The sequence below is a fragment of the Massilia arenae genome (assembly GCF_008014745.1).
Taxonomy (GTDB): domain Bacteria; phylum Pseudomonadota; class Gammaproteobacteria; order Burkholderiales; family Burkholderiaceae_D; genus Telluria; species Telluria arenae.
In genome coordinates this window covers 1-262 of record NZ_VPFD01000073.1, presented here as the reverse complement: position 1 = coordinate 262, position 262 = coordinate 1, and the positions used below count along the sequence as shown (strand labels likewise).

Annotated in this window: 1 pseudogene; it reads left to right on the top strand. The window is 55.3% G+C overall.

Annotated elements, in window-relative coordinates:
* Window positions 1-262: pseudogene (locus FVD38_RS26340) on the top strand (IS4 family transposase); the annotation flags it as partial.

Genomic DNA, 262 nt, shown 5'->3' with positions numbered 1-262 from the left:
TTCCAGCGGTCGAATTTCCAGCTATCCGCAAGTGCGTGGCGTGACCTTGACTGCGGTGCCAACCCACTTGATCCGTGATGCGAAGTTCGGGCCTTACGGCATCAACGAGATGCTCTACGCAAAAGAGCTGCTCGCGTCGATTCCGGACGACTCCCTGACCGCATTCGACAAGGGTTTTCTGTCGGCAGAGATTCTGTGTGGCTTGACCAATAATGGAACGAACCGCCACTTCATCATCCCAGCCAAGGCCAACACCAAATGG